This window comes from Curtobacterium sp. MCSS17_007 (genome assembly GCF_003234175.2).
Taxonomy (GTDB): domain Bacteria; phylum Actinomycetota; class Actinomycetes; order Actinomycetales; family Microbacteriaceae; genus Curtobacterium.
Genome location: NZ_CP126257.1, coordinates 167,944 through 187,551, shown reverse-complemented (window position 1 = coordinate 187,551; position 19,608 = coordinate 167,944). Strand labels below are relative to the sequence as shown.

General features: G+C 73.2%; 17 protein-coding genes. 7 read left to right on the top strand and 10 right to left on the bottom strand.

Features of this window, described 5'->3' with window-relative positions:
• Nucleotides 1-15: 15 nt before the first annotated feature.
• On the top strand, nt 16-525 hold the full coding sequence (locus tag DEJ22_RS00945) for a BLUF domain-containing protein (protein WP_258379701.1): 510 nt from the start codon (nt 16-18) through the stop codon (nt 523-525).
• Here the strand turns inward: DEJ22_RS00945 and DEJ22_RS00940 are convergent.
• Both DEJ22_RS00940 and DEJ22_RS00935 read right to left on the bottom strand, forming a co-directional pair.
• Nucleotides 444-3,176, bottom strand: a complete 2,733-nt coding sequence (locus tag DEJ22_RS00940; protein ID WP_181430955.1) for a helix-turn-helix transcriptional regulator — start codon at nt 3,174-3,176, stop codon at nt 444-446. The two genes, DEJ22_RS00945 and DEJ22_RS00940, sit on opposite strands and share 82 nt — an antisense overlap.
• Nucleotides 3,116-4,096: a helix-turn-helix transcriptional regulator gene (locus tag DEJ22_RS00935; protein WP_111227984.1), complete on the bottom strand. Its 981-nt coding sequence runs from the start codon at nt 4,094-4,096 to the stop codon at nt 3,116-3,118. Before DEJ22_RS00935 ends, DEJ22_RS00940 begins: the two co-directional genes overlap by 61 nt.
• 346 nt (nt 4,097-4,442) lie before the next feature.
• Between DEJ22_RS00935 and DEJ22_RS00930 the strand changes: the two genes are divergently transcribed.
• The 4 genes from DEJ22_RS00930 to DEJ22_RS00915 all read left to right on the top strand — a co-directional run bounded on the left by DEJ22_RS00930 (nt 4,443) and on the right by DEJ22_RS00915 (nt 7,619).
• A complete protein-coding gene (locus tag DEJ22_RS00930; RefSeq protein ID WP_111227983.1) occupies nt 4,443-5,171 on the top strand; it encodes an alpha/beta hydrolase in 729 nt (242 codons plus the stop codon).
• Entirely contained in the window at nt 5,168-6,133 is a 966-nt protein-coding gene (locus DEJ22_RS00925) for an alpha/beta hydrolase (protein ID WP_111227982.1), read from the top strand. The genes DEJ22_RS00930 and DEJ22_RS00925 overlap by 4 nt, the downstream gene beginning before the upstream one ends.
• A gap of 68 nt (nt 6,134-6,201) precedes the next feature.
• Nucleotides 6,202-6,921: an alpha/beta fold hydrolase gene (locus DEJ22_RS00920; protein ID WP_111227981.1), complete on the top strand. Its 720-nt coding sequence runs from the start codon at nt 6,202-6,204 to the stop codon at nt 6,919-6,921.
• Nucleotides 6,922-6,923: 2 nt separating this feature from the next.
• On the top strand, nt 6,924-7,619 hold the full coding sequence (locus DEJ22_RS00915; RefSeq protein WP_111227980.1) for a hypothetical protein: 696 nt from the start codon (nt 6,924-6,926) through the stop codon (nt 7,617-7,619).
• Nucleotides 7,620-7,656: 37 nt separating this feature from the next.
• Here DEJ22_RS00915 and DEJ22_RS00910 read toward each other — a convergent pair whose 3' ends face one another.
• The 6 genes from DEJ22_RS00910 to DEJ22_RS00885 form a co-directional block, all read right to left on the bottom strand.
• Nucleotides 7,657-7,878, bottom strand: a complete 222-nt coding sequence (locus DEJ22_RS00910; RefSeq protein ID WP_111227979.1) for a LacI family DNA-binding transcriptional regulator — start codon at nt 7,876-7,878, stop codon at nt 7,657-7,659.
• Nucleotides 7,879-7,950: 72 nt separating this feature from the next.
• Entirely contained in the window at nt 7,951-9,681 is a 1,731-nt protein-coding gene (locus tag DEJ22_RS00905) for a carbohydrate-binding protein (RefSeq protein ID WP_111228048.1), read from the bottom strand.
• Between the two features lie 144 nt (nt 9,682-9,825).
• Nucleotides 9,826-11,751, bottom strand: a complete 1,926-nt coding sequence (locus tag DEJ22_RS00900) for a glycoside hydrolase family 127 protein (RefSeq protein ID WP_111227978.1) — start codon at nt 11,749-11,751, stop codon at nt 9,826-9,828.
• A gap of 33 nt (nt 11,752-11,784) precedes the next feature.
• Nucleotides 11,785-12,546, bottom strand: coding sequence for a carbohydrate ABC transporter permease (locus DEJ22_RS00895; protein WP_111228047.1), 762 nt, complete (start codon nt 12,544-12,546; stop codon nt 11,785-11,787).
• Between the two features lie 133 nt (nt 12,547-12,679).
• Nucleotides 12,680-13,651: a carbohydrate ABC transporter permease gene (locus DEJ22_RS00890; protein WP_111227977.1), complete on the bottom strand. Its 972-nt coding sequence runs from the start codon at nt 13,649-13,651 to the stop codon at nt 12,680-12,682.
• 62 nt (nt 13,652-13,713) lie between these two features.
• Nucleotides 13,714-14,964 carry a sugar ABC transporter substrate-binding protein gene (locus DEJ22_RS00885; protein WP_111228046.1) on the bottom strand — a complete coding sequence of 417 codons (1,251 nt, stop codon included), beginning with the start codon at nt 14,962-14,964 and terminating at the stop codon, nt 13,714-13,716.
• 184 nt (nt 14,965-15,148) lie between these two features.
• On the opposite strand from DEJ22_RS00885, the gene DEJ22_RS00880 reads away from it, so the two are divergent.
• Together DEJ22_RS00880 and DEJ22_RS00875 are read left to right on the top strand one after the other, a co-directional pair.
• On the top strand, nt 15,149-16,198 hold the full coding sequence (locus tag DEJ22_RS00880; RefSeq protein WP_111227976.1) for a LacI family DNA-binding transcriptional regulator: 1,050 nt from the start codon (nt 15,149-15,151) through the stop codon (nt 16,196-16,198).
• 83 nt (nt 16,199-16,281) lie between these two features.
• The gene (locus DEJ22_RS00875; RefSeq protein WP_111227975.1) at nt 16,282-17,325 is read left to right on the top strand and encodes a hypothetical protein; all 1,044 of its coding nucleotides are present in this window, start codon (nt 16,282-16,284) and stop codon (nt 17,323-17,325) included.
• 102 nt (nt 17,326-17,427) lie between these two features.
• On the opposite strand, the gene DEJ22_RS00870 is transcribed toward DEJ22_RS00875, so the two are convergent.
• On the bottom strand, nt 17,428-18,543 hold the full coding sequence (locus DEJ22_RS00870; RefSeq protein ID WP_111227974.1) for an N-acetylglucosamine-6-phosphate deacetylase: 1,116 nt from the start codon (nt 18,541-18,543) through the stop codon (nt 17,428-17,430).
• Nucleotides 18,540-19,496 (bottom strand): ROK family protein, encoded by a 957-nt coding sequence (locus tag DEJ22_RS00865; protein ID WP_181430954.1) that lies wholly within the window; start codon nt 19,494-19,496, stop codon nt 18,540-18,542. The genes DEJ22_RS00870 and DEJ22_RS00865 overlap by 4 nt, the downstream gene beginning before the upstream one ends.
• Nucleotides 19,497-19,608 lie beyond the last annotated feature (112 nt).

Here is a 19,608-nt window from a genome sequence, read left to right as displayed (position 1 = left end):
CACCAAGGAGACCCGATGCTGTCACTCATCTACTCGAGCGTCGCCACCCGACCGCTCGGCGACGACGACCTGGCCGCGCTGCTCGCGCAGAGCCGCCGACTCAACGCGGCGAACGACATCACCGGCGTCCTGCTCTTCCGGAACGGCTACTTCCTGCAGCTGCTCGAGGGGCCGGACCAGGCGGTCCGCTCGAAGATGGACACGATCAAGCACGACGACCGGCACACCAAGGTCACGGTGCTGACCGAGGAGCTCATCGAGGAGCGACAGTTCCCGGAGTGGACGATGGGGTACCCGGCCGCGCACACCGACGTCGAACAGGCCCCGGGCTACCGGAGCACTTCGACGACCTCGACGCCGCCGACGGCACGCAGATCAGCTCCCTGCCGGCCCTCCGCGAGCTCATCCGGTGGTTCCGTCCCTCGCCCCGCTGACGCCCGGGGTCAGGCCGTGCCGGGCTCATCGGGCGCGGGGTCGAGGACCGCAGCGAGCTGCGCCCGACCACCGATGCCGAGCTTCCGGTAGGCCGAGTACAGGTGGGCCCCGACCGTCCGGGGTGACAGGAAGAGCTGCTGGGCGATCGCACGGTTGGTCAGCCCGGTGTTCGCGAGCGTGCAGATCCGCAGCTCCTGCGGCGTGAGCACGGTCGTCCGCGACGGCGGAGCGTCCGGCAGGCGCTCACCGGCCGCACGCAGCACCTCGCGCGTCCGTCGTGCCCACGCCGGCGCGGGCAGGCGTTCGAACAGCGCGAGTGCGTCGTGCAGGACGGTCCGGGCCTCCGTGGTCAGGCCCACCCGACGCAGGTGGTCGCCGGCGTGCAGGAGCGCCCGCGCCTGCACGTAGGGCATGGGGAGCGGTCGGTCCCGGAGCCCCTGCACGGCCTGCTCCGGGTCGGCCTCGAGCGCCAGGGCGGTCTCCGTGTAGCCGAGCGCCGACACGAGGATCGGACCGTGCCACGTCTCGTGCAGCCCGGCCAACCGCTCGGCGTGCAGCTCGACCAGGTCGCGGGCGTCGGTGGCGACGGCGGCGTCGACGTAGTCCTGCGTCGTGAGGACCGCGAAGTTCGGGTTGTACGCGTCGCCGTCGGCGTCGAGGAGCGGGCGCAGGGCATCCCGGGCGTCGCGGGGTCGCCCGTCGAGCAGGGCTGCCGCCGCGCTCGCGCCCTGCAGGTTCGCCCGCATCACGCTGGACTGCAGCACGTGCGCGCCCGTCGCGGACCCGGCCGTGATCGCGTCGCGGTCCGGCGTCGCTCCGTCGATGCCGTCGAACCAGGCGACGCACGCCCGCGCCGCCGTCGCGTAGCCGGCGTCGCCGAGGTCGCGGCCGAGCACGACGGCCTCCTCGGCCAGGGTCCGTGCCCGGTCCAGCCGACCGGCCTGGAAGTTGCTCATGGACGCACCGAGCAGCGCCTGGGGCAGGACGCGGATGTCACCGCTCGCGCGCAGACCCGCCACGGCGACCTCGAGCCGCTCCCGCGCCTCCACGAACTCGCCGGCGATGTTCAGGGCGTAGCCCAGCCACCACGCCTGCTCCGGGTCGTCCGGGTCGACCGGTCCGCGTGCGAGCACGCGCTGGACGACCTCGTCGCCCCGTACCAGTGGCTCGGTGACCGCGGCGAGCAGGATGCCCCGCGGGTCGTCGTCCGGCAGCGCCAGCGCGTGCACGGCCTCGAGCATCGGGGTCCCCGGCACCGCCACCCGGTTGTGGTCCCACGCGATGGACGCCAGGTGCAGCAACGCGCCGGTCGCGAGGTCGACGGCGCCGTGCTCCTCCAGTGCCCGGACGGCGGCGAGGGCCGGGGACAGGTCACCACGGGCGAGTGCCGTCCGACCGGTCGGGAGCGTCTCGCGGACCCAGGCGGCACGGGCGGCCAGTACCGGGTCGGTCGTCTCCGTCGCGGCGCGCTGGACGAGCAGCGCGGCGTCGGCGGTCCGGCCCGCGAGCCCCGCGTGGTCCGCGGCGTCGAGGAGGCGCTCGGCGCGGAGCGGTCCGGGGTCCGTGAGCTCCGCAGCACGTTCCGACGCCCGGGCAGCGGCCACCGGATCACCGGTCGCGAGCGCCGACCCGGCGTGCGCGGCGAGCTCGGCGGCGAGCTCGGCATCCGGACCGGTCGCCAGCTCGGACCGCCACCACAGCGTCCGCACCGGGTCGGACGCGTGCTCCTGCACGAGGGCGCGGAGGACGGCCGCCCGCTCGGACGGTCGGCTGATGTTCGTGACGGCGGTCTGCACGAGCGGGTGCCGGAACCGCAGCCCGCTCCGGTCCGACCAGACGAGCAGGGACGCGCCGACCGCCCGGTCGATCCACGACGGGTCGGGGTAGCGGCCGAGGGCCCGGTCGACGAAGCGTCCCGCGTCCTCGGCCGTGGCGGTCCCGCCCAGGGCGATGGCGAGCACCGCGAGTCGGGTCGGTTGGTCCAGGTCGGCGAACCGCTCCGCGAACGCCGTCTCGAGGCGTCGGGTGACCGCGCCGTCCTCCGCCCGGTCCGGACTCCTGCCGGTGAGTTCCACGAGGGCGAGGGGGTTGCCCTGCGCGAGTTCGTGGAGTGCTCGCCGGGCCGCGCCGAGGGGTGGCCGTGGGAGCGCGTCGAGGAGCGCGTCGGCGTCCGCGGCCGACAGCGGGCCGAGGTGCATCCGTTCGAGGCCCGCGTCGTCGTCGGTGGGCCGCTCGCGCGTGGTCATGAGGACCACGACGGGGTCCTGCCCGATGCGCCGGGCGAGCATCCGGAGCGCCCACCGCGACTCGGGGTCGATCCAGTGCACGTCCTCGACGACGAGCAGGAGCGGGGTGACGGCGGCCGCGTCGGACACGACCGTGAGCGCCGCGAGTCCGGCGAGCAGCGGCGACGGCTGCTCGCCCTCCGCCGACCGGAAGGCGACCGCGAGCGCGGTGCGCTGCGGCGGCGGCAGGACGTCGATGCCGGCACGGAGCGGGTGGAGCAGGAGCTGCAGCGCCGCGTACTGCTCGCCGGACTCCGCCGTCGAGCCCGCGGTGCGCAGGACCCGGACGCCGCGACCCCGCGCGTACTCGGCCACGGCGTCGACGAGGGTGGTCTTGCCGACCCCGGCGTCGCCGTCCACGACGACGGCCGACCCCTCGGCTCCGATCCGGTCGATCAGGGAACCGAGACGCGCGAGCTCTCCGTCCCGCCCGACCACGCCGGCACGCTCCTCCACGCGTCGAGTATGGCATCCTCCCGCAGCCGCACCTCGACCTGGTGGCGGGCACGGAGGTACTCGACGGCGGCCGCGGCGGCACTGCCGGGAGGGCCCGAGAACGACGACAGGAAGTGCTCCCCGCCGGACACCTCGAGGGTCTGCCACCGGAAGGTGACGGGCCCGAAGGGCTCGACCTCGACCGGCGCCCAGCCCTCGCGCAGCGGCCGCGCCTCGTGGTCCGCCCACACCCGGTGGAAGGTGTGCGACCGCGACGACAGGGTCTGCACGAGCTCGTCGAGCCGCGGCTCGCCCGGCTCCGCGTGGAACCGCAGCGCCGCCGTCATGTCCGCGACGGTCCGGTCCCAGGCGGCACGGTGCCGTTCGTCCGTCGCACGGTCGGCTCGACGGACCACCTCCTCGAGCACGTTCGCCCCGGGTTCGCACCCGGCGGGCAGCAGCAGCCGCCCCAGGTCGTTGACGGCGACCAGGTCGTGGTGCCGGTCGACCACCCAGGCCGGGATGGTCGACCACGAGGAGAGCATCGAGGTCAGGTCGACCGCCGGGCGCCGGGCCCCGCCCGGGTCACTGCCCGGGTCACTGCCCGGGCCACCGTCCGACCCCGGCGCGGGCGACACGGCCGTGCGCGACCGTGGGCCCACCTGTCCGGCGAGGCGGAAGAGGTGCTCACGGCCGTCGGCGTCGAGTCCGAACGTGCGCGCGAGCGACGCCAGGACCTGCGCCGAGGGACGACGGTCCTTGCCCTGCTCCAGCCGGAGGTAGTAGTCGGCGCTGATCCCCGCGAGCTCGGCGACCTCCTGTCGGCGCAGACCCCGGACCCGGCGGCCGCGTCCGGTCTCGAAGCCGTGGTCCTGCGGCCGGAGCCGGTCGCGGCGAGCGCGGAGGTAGGCCCCGAGGTCGGTCGTCACCACGTCGTCCACTGCGTCCCCCTTCCCGTCTCGACGGTAGGGTCGGCGGCCCCGCCGCCGCCACCCGTCGACGACCTAATCCGGCGGGCCGACCTACCTAGGTCGGTGCGACCGGGGGCCGGAGCTGACCCCCGTGGGGCCACCGTCGCGCCCTCCCGCAGCGGCGGTCGGCGCCCGTGGTTCCGCAGGATCCGCCGGTGACCGGACCGGCGCCTCCCGTCCGGAGACCCCGCGGAACGCGCTCGCACGTGAACAGACGCTCGTCGAGCTGACCGGGACGGGGCCACGACAGGCGCCGTCGGCCCTCCCTAGCGTGTGGCCGTCCCACCTCCACCATCCGATCCAGAGAGGACCGACGATGCCAGCACCCACCATCGTGCTCGTCCACGGAGCGTTCGCCGACTCGGCGAGCTTCGCTCCGGTCACCCGCGCACTGCTCGACCAGGGGCACCGCGTCATCGTGCCCGCCGTGCCGAACCGCAGTCTGCTCGGGGACTCCGCCTACGTCCGCTCGATCGTCGAGGGGGTCGACGGCCCGGTCGTGCTCGTCGGCCACTCGTACGGCGGTGCGGTCATCACCGTCGCCGGCGCAGCCGAGAACGTCGTCGGACTCGTGTACCTCGCCGGGTACGCGCTCGACGAGGGCGAGAGCCTCGGCGCCCTGCAGGGCGGCTTCCCGGACTCCGACCTCGCCGCGAACCTCGTCTACACACCGTTCCCGGTGCCGGGCGGCGAGGACGGCACCGACGTGTCCGTCGCCGTCGACGCGTTCCCGGACGTCTTCGCCGCCGGCGTCGACCGGAGGACGACCGAGGTGCTCGCCGTCTCGCAGCGTCCGCTGGCCGCCCTGGCCTTCGGTGAGCAGGCACCCGTCGCCGCGTGGAGGACCACGCCGGCGTGGGGCATCGTCTCCGCCGCCGACCGCACGATCAACCCCGACGTGGAGCGGTTCGGGTACCAGCGCGGCGGCTTCCGCGCCGTCGTCGAGCTGGACGCCCCGCACCTCGTCATGCTCTCCCACCCCCAGGACGTCGTCGCGTTCATCACCGACGCCGTCACCGAACTCGACCGGAAGGACCAGTCGTGACCACCGCCAACCCCAGGGGCATCGCCCTCGAACCCGCCGCCCAGGCCTTCGCCGAGGCGACCGCGAACCCGCCGTTCCTCTACCAGCTCAGCCCGGAGGACGGCCGCGCCGCCGTCGACGGCGTGCAGGACTCGGAGATCTGGAAGCCCGAGGTCGACGAGGAGTGGGTCACCGTCGAGGGCGGCCCCACCGGCTCCGTCCGCGCCCGCATCGTCAAGCCGAAGGGCACCACCGGGGTCCTGCCCGTGGTGCTCTACACGCACGGTGCCGGTTGGGTCTTCGGCGACGCCCACACCCACGACCGCCTGGTCCGCGACCTCGCGGTGGGCACCGGTGCAGCCGTCGTCTTCCCCGAGTACGACCGCGCCCCGGAGCACCGCTACCCGGTGCAGAACGAGCAGTCGTACGCGGTCGCGCAGTGGGTCGTCCAGCACGGTGCCGAGCACGACCTCGACGGCAGCACGGTGGCGATCGCCGGCGACTCCGTCGGCGGCAACATGGCCATCGCGCTGAACCTCATGGCGGCCGAGCGCGGGGACGTGTCCTTCCGCGGGGCGGTCCTGTTCTACCCGGTGACCGACGCATCCTTCGACACCCCGTCCTACGAGGAGTTCGCCGAGGGGTACTTCCTGGCCCGCGACGGCATGCGCTGGTTCTGGGACCAGTACACGACGAGCGAGGAGGACCGGGCGCAGATCACCGCATCCCCGCTCCGCGCGACCGAGGAACAGCTCGCCGCCTTCCCGCCGACCCTCGTGATCACGGGCGAGGCCGACGTGCTCCGTGACGAGGGCGAGGCCTTCGCCGCGAAGCTCCGTCGCGCCGGCGTCGAGGTCACCGCCGTCCGCTACGGCGGCATCATCCACGACTTCGTGATGGTGAACAGCATGCACGACACCCCGCAGGCCAAGGCCGCGGTCGCCCAGGCGGTCGCGCACCTGTCCGCAGCCCTGCAGCACTGAACGAAGGGGGTGCGACCGGTCACCCGCCGGTCGCACCCCCGCCGACCACCCGACACCGAGAGGCCCCCATGCCCACCACCACGCCCACCGCCGTCCTGGTCCACGGCGCGTTCGCCGACTCCTCGAGCTGGGACGCGGTCGCCGCGCAGCTCACCGCGCAGGACGTCGACGTCGTCGCGTTCGCGAACCCCCTGCGCAGCGTCCGGGCCGACGCCCGTGCCCTGCAGGACCTCGTCCGCTCCCTGGACCGCCCGGTCGTCCTCGTCGGCCACTCGTACGGCGGCATGGTCGCGACCGAGGCCGCAGCCGACCTCGACGCCGTCACCGCCCTCGTCTTCGTCGGTGCCTTCGTCCCCGCACCCGGCGAGAGCGCCGGCGACCTCGCCGGCCGGTTGCCGGGGAGCACCCTCGGCGAGACCCTCCTGCCGACGCCACTGACCGACGGGGGTGTCGAGTTCCGCATCGACCCGACGCGTTTCCGCCACCAGTTCGCGCACGACGTGAGCGAGCCCGTGGCAGCCGCCATGGCGATCGCGCAGCGCCCCGTGACCGAAGCCGCCCTCGGGGAGCCGCTCGGAGCCTCCCGTGCGGCCTGGGCGTCCCTGCCCGCGTGGAGCGTCTTCGGGGAGGACGACCGCAACATCCCGGTCGCCGCCCACCGCTGGATGGCGGAGCGCGCCGGCTTCGTCGACGCGACGGAACTGGCGGGCGCATCGCACGCCATCGCCGTCTCGCAGCCGGACGCCGTCGCCGCCGCGGTGCTCGCCGCGGTCCGGCATGCCTCCTGACCGTGGAGCCCGCAGAGGACCTGCCCGACGCGCGCGACTCCGCTGCGCTGTTGCCGGACCGACCGAGCGCGTTCCTCAGCGCACTGCTGACGGAGCAGTTCATCCTCGAGTCAGCGCGGAACGCGACGGTGTCGGAGTCCGGGACCCGCGCGTCGATCTACCTGACGACGCTGTCGAGCAGCCTGGTCGCGTTCGGCTTCCTCGCGGACACCCCGTTCGCCGTCGTGTTCCTCGCCGCGGTCCTGCCGATGGTGTTCCTGCTCGGGGTGTTCACGTACGTGCGGCTGGTCGAGACGTCCCTCGAGGACGTCGCGGCCCTCGCCGCCCTGCAGCAGATCCGTCGGTACTACCGCACGATCCTGCCGGGAGGCGCGCGGTACTTCCCGATGCCGACCCGCGGGCACGCGCCCAACGAGATGCTCGACATCGGCGGCACCGCGTCGTGGCGGCGGGTGTTCTCGACCCTGTCCTCGGCGATCGGGGCCGTGAACTCGGTCGTCGCCGGCGCCGGGGTCGTGGCGCTGCTCGTCCACGTCACGACGGCGTCGCTCGCGGTGACCGGGGGCGTCGTCGTGGTGGTGGTGCTCCTGGTGCTGCACGGGCTGTTCCAGGAGCGGCGGTACGCGCAGCTGCCGGCGATCGTGCGGGCGGCACGGGCCGCGGATGCCGGGTCGGCCGAGGACGCCGACGCCCTCTGACGCGGGACCGGCCGGCCCGGGCCGGCCCTCGCACCCGTCAGACCGTCGCGTGCGGGGGCTTGGGCAGTCGTCCCAGCCGCTCGGCCTCGGCGTTCCGCTCGTACCCGAGGTACGCGATCACCGCGAGCACCCGGTGTCTCGTGGTGTCGCGGACGGTCCCGGGGGCGTTGAGCACCCGCGACACCGTCTGGTGCGAGACCCCGGCGACGCGCGCCACGTCGTAGATCGTCGGCCGACCCTGCCCGTCACCGAGCCTCATCGCTCCTCCTCGTGCGTGGTGCCGCGGGTGGCGCAGGCCGGCGGTGCGCCCGATCGCACCGCCGGCCCGTCCTCACTGCAGCGTGATCGCGTCGAGCTCCGCGTACCCGGTCGTCGCGGGCGCGTTCGGTGCGCCCTTCGCGAGCCGGATCACGTTCGGCCCCGCCGAGAGTTGCAGCGTCGTCTGCACCGACCCCGTCGGGTTGCCCCACGCCCCGGTGGCCGGGTAGGACACGGTGCGGTACGCCGAGCCGTTGGACGCGAGTGCCTGCGTCGAGGTCCCCGCACCGCCGTTGGCGTACTTGATCGTCATCGTGTAGCTCCGCGACTCCGGAACGGTGACCAGGAAGTCGACGAAGCTGTCGGAGCGGGCGTCACCCGCGCCGTCGATGCGTCCGACGTAGCCGCCGTTCGACGCGGTGCCCGAGGTCAGGCGTTGTGCGTTCACCACGGTGGCGTTCTCGGCCTCGTAGGTCTGCTGCCAGCTCGTCGTCGGTCCCGCGGCGGGGGTGATGACGGCCTGGTAGGCGCCTTGGTAGTCGGACGACGACGACACCGGCACGGTCACCGAGCCGTTCGTCACCGGCAGGGTCTGCGTCGACAGGGTCTCGGGGGCGGCGACGTTCGTCTGCCGACCGCTCCCCGGGGTGTGCTGCAGCGTGACGCGCACCGAGCTCCCGAAGCCGCTCAGACCGTCGACCCGGACCGCGGTGGCACCGGCCTGGCCGCCGAACACGGCGTTCACGACCTTGCGGGTCGGGTCGAGCGAGGCGATGCCGTCGAGGTAGTTCGACGCCTGCACGGGGAGCATCCGGCCCGCCATGTCGCCGTACCACTGGTACATCCAGTAGCTCGCGGTCGGCTTCCCCTGGTACAGCAGGCCGTTCAGGGTGCCGGACTCGTACCAGTACGCCCGCTCGGCGTCGCGGACCCCGGCGCGCTCGAACTGTGCCACGTAGTGGAGTGCGGCGCTCGGCACGTCGACCTGGTCGGGGGCGGCGTACTCGTTGATCGAGATCGGCCGCGGCGAGATCCCGAGCGACCGCTCGATCGCCCGGTAGTCGGCGACGTCGGTGGTGATGCGCTTCCACCCGTTCTCGCCGGCGTCGAGCTCGTGCCAGCTCGCGACGTCCGGCACGGCGCCGTTCGCCTTCGCGTTCTGCATGAAGGCGAGCATGCGGTCGTGGTCGTAGACGCTGTCGCTCGGGCCGACGATCGGCGTGACGGTGTCGAGTGCCCGGACCCGCTTGAACGTCTTCACCCAGCCGTCGTTGAACGCCCCGGCCTTCGCGGTGTCCCAGGTCCAGTCGGGCTCGTTCCAGAGCTCCCACCCGTTGATGTTCGTGGTGCCGGTCGCGGCGAGCCGCGCCTTCACCATCGTGTCGACCTTGCTGTTCCAGTCGTCCCAGCTCACCCACTTGTAGGGGAAGTCCGGGTAGATGTCGGGCATGCGGATGGTGGTCTGCGCGCCGGCCCTGGTCGCGGAGTCGGCGACCTTCAGCGCGTCGCCCGTCGGCGTGGTGGCACCGTTGCCGAGCTGCTGCACGCCGGGGGCGGGCTGGGTCAGCTGGTTGAGGTGCAGCGGCGGCAGGGTGGCGGGGTCGGGCGTCGTGTTCGAGGCGAGCGCGTACAGCCCGCCGGAGGCGACGTGCGTGACGGGTCCGAGGGACCCGGACGCGTCGATGACGAGGGTGTTGGTGGCGGCGTGCGCCGGCGCCGCGGTCGCGAGGACCGCAGCGATCACGGCTGCTCCGGCCAGGGCGGGGACCGCCCGGCGTGATCGGCGTGCGAGGACGTGGTGCATGATGCTCCCTTGCATCTCGTCGGCCGTCTCGGGTTCCGGCCTGCGACCGTCCATCGGTCGCATCGGTGTGGTCGGGAGGCACGGCTCGCCTCCCGGCCACGGGTGCGGTCGGGAGGCACGGCTCGCCTCCCGACCGCGGCTCACCTACCCGACGGGCAGGAAGACCCGCATGGTCGAGGGGCCGCGGTTGCCCCAGGACGCGTAGGGGACGAGGCGCACGGTCCGGCTCTCGCCGGTCGGCTGCGCCGCGTGGTCCCGGTCCACCGCGCCGGCACCGTCCCGGTAGGGCAGGGACGTGGGTTCCGGCACCGCGTGCACCCGCACCGCGATGCGCACGTCGTCCGACCCACCGTCGACGGGTTCGGCGTCGGCCGGCACCGTGACGTCGCGGACGTCGGCACCGAGGTCGGTCGACTCGAGGGCGTACACGAGCGGTCCGCGCTCCACGGCGACGGTGCCGCGCACGGCGTCGATGCGGGCGTCCGGCACGGTGACCCGCGCGCGGACCGGCACGTCGAGGACGACGCGGTCCCCGACGGTGAAGGACCTCGTGACGGTCACGGTGTCGCCGTCGACGGGGGTCTGCTCCCCCTCGACGGCGAGCGTCGCGCCGGACGCCCAGGACGGCACCCGCAGGCGGAGGGCGACCGGGCCGCCGGAGTCGGCGGTCGCGACGACCTCGACCCGGCCGGCGTGCGGCCAGTCCGACCGCACCGAGAACGCCGCACGGGCGCCGCCGCCCACCGCCGTGTCGACCTCGTAGTCGCCGTACTGGTGCAGCTGCAGGCCGTCGTCGCTCACCGTCGCGAACACCGACTGCACGCTGGCGAGCGTGCGGGACAGGTTCGTCGGGCAGCACGACACCTCGAACCAGGGTGCCCGCAGGCTCGACAGGGCACGCCGGACCACCTCGTCCTCGGGCGGCACCGTGCCCTCGACGCGCTGGTGCATCGTGTTGGCGTAGAAGAACGCCCGACCGTCCTCGCGCGGCGCGACCATCACGGCGTTGTACAGCGTCCGCTCGATCAGGTCGGCGTACTTCGACTCCCCCGTCTCGAGCAGCAGTCGCCACGACAGCATGTTCGAGGCGATCGCGGCGCAGGTCTCGCCGTACTCGCGGTCCGGCGGGAGCTCGAAGTCGGCGCCGAACGCCTCGTCCTGGTGGTGGGCGCCCATCGCCCCGGTCAGGTACGTGCGCTTCGCCACGGTGTTCGCCCACTGGGTCTCGACCGCGCGCAGCAGGTCGCGGTCGCCGGTCTCGACGGCGACGTCCACCGCACCGGCGGCCAGGTAGAGCGCGCGCACGGCGTGGCCGCGGAGCACGTCGGCGTCCCGCACCGGGACGTCGTCCTGGAAGTACTCCTGGCCGTACTCGATCGGCGCGAGCAGCCCGTGTCCGCGGCGCTCGACGAAGGTCCGCGCCAGGTCGACGTACCGGTGGTCGCCGGTCGCCCGGCCGAGTTCCACGAGGGCCGGTTCGATCTCCGGGTGGCCGCACACCGCCTCCCGTCCGCCCGCGCCGAACACCTCGACCAGGTGGTCGGCGACGCGGACCGCCACGTCGACGAGCCGTCCACCGCCGGCGGTGCGCAGCCGCGCCACCGCGGCCTGCAGCAGGTGCCCCATCGAGTAGAGCTCGTGGCCCCACTCCATGTCGGACCACCGGGGTCGCTGCCACGGCCGGCCGAAGCTGGTGTGCAGGTAGCCGTCGGCGTCCTGTGCCCCGGCGACCCGCTCGACCAGCCGGTCGTAGCGCTCGGCGAGGTCGTCGTCTGGCTGCGCGCCGAGTTGCCAGGCCATCGCCTCGAGCAGCTTGTAGACCTCGGAGTCGACGAACTCGATGCCGGCGTGGTCGAACGGCTCCCCGGTGGCGGCGGCGTCGAAGTTGCCGGTCCAGCCGATGCGCTCCATCCAGGTCTCGCAGTGGCGGATCACGGTGTCCGCGTTCCGCTGCTGCCAGTCGTCCCAGTAGCCGCCGGTCAGGCGCAGGTCCCCGAGCGGCAGGGGGCGGAGCGCGCCCGTGGACGGCACGACCGGGCCGGCTGCGACGGTGGTGTGGGTGATGGTCACGATGTCCTCCTGGGACGTGGGGGTACGGGTGCGTCAGTCCTTCACGGCGCCGGCGGTGACACCGGCGGCGACGTAGCGCTGGGCGAGGACGAGGAGCACCGCTGCGGGGATCGACGCGACCACGGCGGTGGCCATGATCGAGTTCCACTCCTGGTTGTTGTTGCCGATGTAGGCGTAGATGCCGAGGGTGATGGGCTTCGCGTCACCGCCGCCGTCGAGGGTGTTGGCGAACAGGAAGTCCGACCACGCCCACAGGAAGCTGAAGAGCGAGACCGTCACCACCGAGTTGCGGCTGACGGGCATGACGACCGAGGTGAAGGTGCGCCAGGTGCTCGCGCCGTCGATGCGGGCGGCGTTGAGCAGCTCGTCGGGGATCCCCCGCATGAAGGCGGTGAAGATGAGCACCCCGAACGGCACCGCGATGGTCGAGTCGGCGAGGACGAGCCCCCAGACGGTGTCGAGGATCCCGAGCTGCACGTAGATCGTGTAGAAGCCCATCGCCATGATGATCGCGGGGATCATCTGCGCGATGAGGAGCACGAAGCTCATCGCGCCGCCGCCGCGCGGGTGCAGCTTGGCGAGCGAGTAGGCGGCCGGGGCGGACAGCGCGAGCGTCAGCACGACGGTGCCGAGGCCGACGACCAGGCTCGTGCCGAGGAACGGCAGCTGCTGCCCGAGCACCGTGGTGTACCCGTGCAGGGTGCCGTCGATCGGGATCAGGTTCGGCGGGCTCTTCCGCATGTCCTGGTCGCGGGTGAGCGAGACGTTCACCATCCAGTAGACGGGGAACAGCATCACGGCGGTGAAGACGACGCCGAGCGCGGTCCGCCACCAGCGCTTCGCCGCGGGCGGAGTCCCGGTGTCGCGCTGCCGCGAGTCGCGGGCGGTGCGGGTGGTGACGGCTCGGGTGACGGTCGTGGTGGCCACCTCACACCTCCAGTCGGCGCTGCACGCGCGCGTAGATCAGGCCGACGACCAGGGCGATGACGATGAGCACGTTGCCCACGGTGGCGGCGGAGCTGAAGTCGGGCAGGAGCGATCCGAAGCCCAGTTGGTAGGACCAGATGGCGAGCGTGGTGGACGAGCCCGAGGGGCCGCCCTTCGTCATGATCCAGATGATGTCGAACACCTTGAGGGTGTAGACGAAGCCGAGCAGCAGGGTGATCGCGGTGACGGGTCGCAGCAGCGGGAAGGTCACGCGCCAGAAGCGCTGCCAGCCGTTCGCGCCGTCGAGCGCCGCCGCCTCGTACAGCTCCCCCGGGATGCCCTGCAGGCCGGAGTACATGATCACGAGGTTGAACGGGATGCCGATCCAGATGTTCGCGACGAGGACGGCGAAGAGCGACCAGTCGGGCGAGGTCAGCCAGTTGATCTGCCCGATGCCGACCGCCTCGAGGAACGCGTTCACGATGCCCGAGTCGCTGTTCATCATCCACGACCAGGTGCTCGCGGAGACGAGCAGCGGCAGCAGCCACGGCACGAGGAACAGTGCGCGCAGCAGCCCCGACAGCGGGAAGTTGTGGTGGAAGAACACCGCCAGGGCCAGCCCGAGGGCGAACTGCACGACGATCGACACGAGTACGAAGACCGTGGTGTGCCAGATCGCCGGGCCGAAGGTCGCGCTCGAGAACACGTCGACGAAGTTCTGCAGGCCGACGAAGGGGGCGTTGCCGGAGACGAAGGACGCCACCGTGTAGTGCTTGAGGCTCAGCTCGATGTTCTTCCAGAGCGGGTACGCGTAGAAGAGCACGAGGTACAGGGCCACCGGGGCGAGGAACGCCCAGGCCGTGAGCTGCGCTCTCCGCTGCGCGTGGGCGCGGCGGGCCCGGGCCGAGGGGGCGGTGCCCTCGGCCCGGTTACGCGCAGCCGACGGTCGCAGTGACGTCGTGTCGGTCGTCATGGTCGTGTCGGCTTCCGTTCGGTGGTGCGGGTGGTGTCCGTACTGGGTGCTGCTGCTGACGGCTACTTCTGCAGCTTCGCGTCGACGGCCTGCTGGGCGGCCTGCAGCGCGTCGGAGGGCGACGCCGACCCGGACTCGGCCTTCTGCACGGCCGTCCAGAGCTGCTCGGAGATCACCGGGTACTGCACGCCGAGGTTGTCGCCGGTGCGGGCGCGGGCGGCGCCGACGGCCTCGACCCAGGTCTTCAGGTCGGCGTTGCCGGACAGCTGCTGCTGCTGGAGGTCCTTCGACGCGGCGATGTAGTTGAGCGTGTTGTCGGTCTTCACGACGTCGTCACCCGACGACAGGCACTCGACGATCTTCTTGGTCGTGGCGTAGCGGGCGTCGTCCTTCTGCACGGGGATCGTGAAGAACTCGCCACCGGTCGGCACCGGAGCGGCGCCGCCGTCCTTCGCCGGGATGGTGATGACGCCCGCGCCCATCTCCTTCGCGGCGTCCTTCTGCCAGGTGCCGTTCTCGCCGAAGGCGAAGTCGCCCGACTGGAACTCCTGCCAGCTGGTCGTCTGGGTGTTCTGGATGACCGAGTTCGGCGCGTAGCCCTCGTCGATCCAGCCCTTCCAGAGCTGCAGCGCCTCCTCCGCCTTGGCGGAGTCCAACTTGGTGAGGTCGGCGTCCGCGCCCCAGAACCACGGCAGGAACTGGAACGAGCCCTCTTCGGTGTTGATGCCCGAGAAGGTGATGCCCTTCTTCCCCGCCGCCTTCACCTTCGCGAGTGCCGCCGTCAGCGAGTCCCAGTCCTTCACGGACGCGGGGTCGACGCCGGCCGCCTCGAGCACCTTGGGGTTGTAGTAGAGCGCCAGGGTGTTCGCGCCGATCGGCACGCCGTAGGTCTTGCCGTCGATGACACCGGCGCCGAGGATGTTCTCCGCGATGTCGCCCGTCTGCAGGCCGTTCGTGCCGGTGTCGGTGATGATGCCGGCCTGCGCCAGGGTCGAGACGACCGGGTTGTCGACGAGCAGGACGTCCGGCGACTTGCCCTGCTGCCCGGCGAGCAGCGCCTTGTTCGTCAGGTCCGAGGTGTCGTAGCCGGTGCGCTTCACCGTGACCCCGGCGTCCTTGCCGCACTGGGTGACGAGCCCGCCCCACGCGGACGAGGCGTCGTACTGGGGGTACGGGTCCCAGAACGTGTAGGTGCCCTTCGCGGCGTCGGACGAGCCGGCGCCGGACGACTGGGCAGAACAGCCGGTGAGACCGGCGACGACGCTGGCTGCTGCCACCAGCGCGCCGATGCGGACAACAGTCTTGGTGCGCATGATCACGGGTTCCTCTCTGAATGCGACGTGATCGCCGTTCGGGTCCGGCCGCGTCCGTCCCGTCGAGCGCACCCCACGGGGAGGAACTCTTCGTCGAGCAGGACCGAAACCGGTTTCGGGAGCAATGTACGAGGACGCTTGCCGCCGTGTCAAGAACTTTCGTAAACTGGTTTCGGAGGGGCCGATGGACGACGAGGATCACCGCACCGGCACGACGGTCGAGACCGTGACGCTGGCCGACGTCGCCCGCGCCGCCGGGGTGTCCGTCGCGACCGCGTCGAAGGCGCTGAACGGTCGCGCGCACGTGAGCGCCCGCTCGCGCGAGGCCGTGCTCGCCGCCGCCGCCGCCCTCTCCTTCACGCCGAACCCCTTCGCCCGCGCGTTGAACCGTGCGTCGACGAACACCATCGGCATGCTCACGAGCGACCTCGACAACCGGTTCGTGCTGCCGATCCTGCTCGGGGCCGAGGACGCCTTCGGCGCCGGCTCGCTCAGCGTCCTGCTCGCCGACGCCCGCGACAGCGCGATGCGCGAGCAACTCCAGCTGCAGTCCCTGCTCACCCGGCGGGTCGACGGCGTGCTCATCGTGGGTCGGACCACGAACCCGCGGCCCCCGCTCCAGGCGAAGCCCGACGTCCCCGTCGTCTACGTGTACGCCCCCTCGACCGACGAACAGGACCTGTCCTTCGAGCCGGACAACGAGCTCGCCGGACGGATCGCCGTCGACCACCTGGTGGACACCGGTCGGAAGCGCATCGCGATCGTCAACGGCGAGGACACCTACGCCGCAGCACGGGATCGTCTCCGAGGCGCTGCTGCGGCGCTCGACGCCCACGGGCTCGAGCTCGTCGGGAGCCCCGGGCTCGTGTTCGGCCAGTGGAACGAGACGTGGGGGCGACAGGCGGCCGAGCGGCTGCTCGAGCGCCACCCGGACCTCGACGCGATCGTCGCCGGCAGCGACCACATCGCACGCGGGGTCATGGACGCCGTCCGGGAGTCCGGGCGGCGGATCCCCGAGGACGTCGCGGTCGTCGGGTTCGACAACTGGGACATCCTGGTGGAGGGTGCTCGCCCGCAGCTCACCAGCATCGACATGGACCTGCAGCAGCTCGGTCGCTTGGCCGCCGGCGCACTCGTCGACACGATCGAGGGGAAGGTACAGCGGGGGCGGGTTCGGAACCCGGTGTCCCTGGTGGTGCGGGGATCGACCGTGGCGGGGACCGGCGGCGCCTGACGCGCACCCGCCCCGCCGCGACCGACTCGGGGCGTGGGAGGATCGGCTCGTCGGACAGGGGGTCCGACGAACGGGGGCACGGGGTGCACGACACGACGAACCAGCAGTCCGGATCGCTGCCCTGGGCGCACGTGCTCGGTGCGACGGCGATCGGCCTGGGCGCCGCGCAGCTCGCGCGGGCGGCCACCCTCCTCACGCTCTTCACCGGAGTGCCCGGCCTCGTGGCACTGCTCGGCCTCGCGCTCGTGACGTGCGCAGCACTCGGCGGTCTCGCGGCCCTCACCACACGGCGTCGCCGGGCGGCGTGGCTCGGCGTGACGGCCCTCGTCCTCGTCCCCGCGGTCTTCGTCGTGGAGCTGCTGCCCGCGGCGCTCGCGGGCCCCGGGCCGACGATCCCGCTCCTCGCCTTCGCGCCGACGCCGTACCTGGTCGGCGCGGTCGGCGCGGCGGTCCCGGCGATGCTCGTGCACCGCGGGGTCGTCCGGAGGCTCGGCATCGCCGCGAGCACGGCCGCCGCGGTCGCGATCGTCGCACTGGTCGTCACGGTCGGCGTACGGCTCCACGAGGGCGACGCGCAACGGGACCAGCAGGCCATCGCGCGGGCGCAGGACGCCGTCGGCGCAGACTTCCGGCCCGTGACGATCTCGCCGGACGGGTACGGCTCCGTGTACGAGGCGAACATCGAGAAGCGGCTGCCGGGCTTCCTGCAGGTGTTCTCGTCGCCGGCCGAGAAGGCACACGCTCCCGGCGACACGTCTGGGTCGGACCTCACGGTCGTCACGCTGGCCGCTGCGACCGCACCGTGCGGCCGGCCGATCGAGGGTGTCGCCCCCGGCGGCGGTCCCGAGCCGGAGACGTCCTGCGACGAGGACGACGGGGTCGTCCGGCGGACGAGCGAGCACGGTCACGAGGTCGCCGCGGTGGTGGGCGACACGCTCGTCGCGGTCAGCGCCCTGCCGGGGGTCGACGACAGCGTGCTCGAGGCGGCCGTGCGCTACGCGCGACCGATCGACGACGAGGCGTACCGACACGTGCTGCTCGGCGACGGCGGCGAGTACACCGACGAGCTCGACGGCAACCGGTGCCCGGTCGTGGGTGCGGCGCGCGCCCCGGCGGCGCGCCGCTGATCCGGACGGGAGGCACGGGGCGGGCCCGCACCGCGCCTCCCGTCCGGCGACGCCGGCTCCGGCTCCGCGGCACGGATCGCCCGAGCAGGCTGCCGCCCTCGGTCAGGCGGTCGGACCGAGCGGCAGCGGGTCGACGCGCCCGTCGCGACCGGCGACCACGAGGTCGGCGGTCGCCCCGACGCTGAGCGGCGGACGCAGACCGATCACCGACGCCGCACGCACGGAGGACGCGCGGACGGCGGGCGGCAGTCGGTCCGGGCGGCCGTCGACGAATCGTGCCACGGCGTCCGCGACCGTGATCGTGCTCCCCGCCAGTGACGACCCGTCCGCGAGCCGGGCGACCCCGTCCGAGACCACGACCTCCGAGCCGGCGATCCGGTAGCGGCCGTCGGCGCAGCCGGTCGCCGCCATGGCGTCCGAGACGAGCACGAGCCGATCACCGGCGGCCGCGTACACCAGGTCGACGGTCACCGGGTCGAGGTGGTGACCGTCCACGATGCACTCCACGGTGATCCGCTCGTCGGTCAGTGCGACACCGACCGGGCCGGGCGCACGGTGGTGCAGCGGCGGCATCCCGTTGAACAGGTGCGTGACGAGGGTCGCGCCGGCGTCCACCGCAGCGCGCACCTGGTCGGCGTCGGCGTCGGTGTGGCCGACCGCGACCACGACGCCCGACGCGACCAGGCGCCGAACCGCGTCGAGCGCGCCGGGGAGCTCGGGCGCGAGGGTGACGATCCGGAGCGCTGCACCGCCGGCGTCCACGAACAGGTCGACCTCGTCGGAGGTCGGCGGGTGCAGCAGCCCGGCAGCGTGCGCACCCCGCCGGGCGGGAGCGAGCCAGGGACCCTCGAGGTGCAGCCCGGCGAGCGTGCCGTCGTCGACGAGCGGCCGCAGGCGGTGCAGGGCCGCGACCGTGTCCGGGACCGTGCCCGTCGCGATCGACGCCACCAGGTGGGTGGTCCCCCGCGCGACGTGGTGGGCGGCGGCCGCTCGGGCCTCGGCGACCGAGCACGAGGCGAAGTCGTGGCCGAGTGCGCCGTGCGCGTGCAGATCGACGAAGGCCGGGAGGACGGTGCCCGGCGCTTCGACCACACGGTCGTGCGCGGGGGCTGCACCGGTGCCGACCGCGGCGACCCGGCCGCCGTCGACGGCGAGCCACGCGTCCCCCAGGTCGACCTCGGCGGTGACGATCCGTGGAGCCCGGACGAGGACGGTCACGCGGTCACCGTCACGGACACCGTCTCGCGCGCCGTCGCGTCGGCGCGTGCCTGACGGGCGAGCAGCACCGCGCCGATGGCACCGGCAGCGTCGCCGTGTCGCGCGCCCACCAGCTCGGGGAGCCTGACCCCGGTGAGCCGGTCGGCCACCGCGGCGCGCAACGGGTCGAAGAGGAGCGGCCCGGACCGGGCGAGGCCGCCGCCGACGACCACCGTGTGGCAGCCGGCCACGGCGGTCAGCCACGACAGGGTGTCGGCGAGCACCTCGACGCAGTCGTCCCACACTCGTCGCGCCTCCGGGTCCCCCGCCACGACGCGGAGCATGGCGTCGTGGGCGCTCGGTGCACCGCTGCGTCGTGCCACGGCTCCGGCCGAGGCGACCTCCTCGACCCGGAGGCCCGCGTGGGCACCGTTCCGGATCCGGACCTGCCCGATCTCCCCTGCCCAGCCACCGCCCGGGACCAGCCGGCCGTCGACCACCAGGGCGCTGGCGAGACCGGTACCGACGGGGACGAAGGCGACCGTGCCGTGTCCGAGCGCGGCGGCGGGGTCGGCGGCGTCGACCTCGGCGAGCGCTCCGGCCCGCACGTCGTGGCCGAAGGCGAGCGGGACGGCGTCGATCCCGGCGGCACGCAGGGCGTCCGCGACCCGGGCCCGGACCGGCACGTCGCGCCAGCCGAGGTTCACGGCGAGCACCGAACGGCCCGCGTCCTCGTCGACGACCCCGGGGACGACCAGCCCGATCGCCCCGAGGCCGGTCCCGAGCTGCCGCGCGACCGTCCCGGCCCGCTGCCCGAGCGTCGCGACGAGTCCGGCCAACGCGGCGGCCTGCGGGTCGTCCCGGGGCGTGGGGACGCGCTGCTCCTCGAGCACCTGCCCGTCGTCGGCGACCAGGCGCACCTTGATGCTCGTGCCCCCGACGTCGATCCCCAGGACTGCGCCGTCAGCGGTCATCGCGGGCCCTCCGATCACGCCGACCAGCACTGATCGGACCCGGACAGCCTGCCGACCGATCATGATCGGTGCAAACAACGCGCATCATTTCCGCTCACATCAGACCGGAAGC

Excerpts from the sequence above, each read along its gene's own strand:
- DEJ22_RS00945 (WP_258379701.1), top strand. The coding sequence starts at position 16 with ATGCTGTCACTCATCTACTCGAGCGTCGCCACCCGACCGCTCGGCGAC.
- DEJ22_RS00930 (WP_111227983.1), top strand. The coding sequence starts at position 4,443 with ATGCCAGCACCCACCATCGTGCTCGTCCACGGAGCGTTCGCCGACTCG.
- DEJ22_RS00920 (WP_111227981.1), top strand. The coding sequence starts at position 6,202 with ATGCCCACCACCACGCCCACCGCCGTCCTGGTCCACGGCGCGTTCGCC.
- DEJ22_RS00910 (WP_111227979.1), bottom strand. The coding sequence starts at position 7,878 with ATGAGGCTCGGTGACGGGCAGGGTCGGCCGACGATCTACGACGTGGCG.
- DEJ22_RS00905 (WP_111228048.1), bottom strand. The coding sequence starts at position 9,681 with ATGCACCACGTCCTCGCACGCCGATCACGCCGGGCGGTCCCCGCCCTG.
- DEJ22_RS00895 (WP_111228047.1), bottom strand. The coding sequence starts at position 12,546 with ATGCTGTTCCCCGTCTACTGGATGGTGAACGTCTCGCTCACCCGCGAC.
- DEJ22_RS00890 (WP_111227977.1), bottom strand. The coding sequence starts at position 13,651 with ATGACGACCGACACGACGTCACTGCGACCGTCGGCTGCGCGTAACCGG.
- DEJ22_RS00885 (WP_111228046.1), bottom strand. The coding sequence starts at position 14,964 with ATGCGCACCAAGACTGTTGTCCGCATCGGCGCGCTGGTGGCAGCAGCC.
- DEJ22_RS00880 (WP_111227976.1), top strand. The coding sequence starts at position 15,149 with ATGGACGACGAGGATCACCGCACCGGCACGACGGTCGAGACCGTGACG.
- DEJ22_RS00865 (WP_181430954.1), bottom strand. The coding sequence starts at position 19,496 with ATGACCGCTGACGGCGCAGTCCTGGGGATCGACGTCGGGGGCACGAGC.